Annotated in this window: 1 pseudogene; it reads left to right on the top strand. The window is 62.7% G+C overall.

The features are described from left to right. Nucleotides 1–22 precede the first annotated feature (22 nt). Nucleotides 23–228 (top strand): annotated as a pseudogene (locus QP415_RS13240) (hypothetical protein); the annotation flags it as partial.

Here is a 228-nt window from a genome sequence, read left to right as displayed (position 1 = left end):
ACCTCATCCAGGAGAACGACCAATGAGCACCGCAACCACCGTCTCCCGCACCCCCAGCGCCTGGCGCCTCGGCATGGTCAGTATCTGGCCTGCAGTCCTTTCCTGCCTCGGCGGCATCGCCGCGCAGTATGCACTCAACGCACTCTTCGCCATCGTCTTCGGTGCAAGCAGCGATAGGGGCCCGGAGTCCGTCAGTCTGGCAGCCTTTAACGCAGCTTTAGTTGTGGG

Source organism: Pauljensenia sp. UMB3104, assembly GCF_030217285.1.
Classification (GTDB): domain Bacteria; phylum Actinomycetota; class Actinomycetes; order Actinomycetales; family Actinomycetaceae; genus Pauljensenia.
This window is presented reverse-complemented; position numbering and strand designations above follow the sequence as displayed.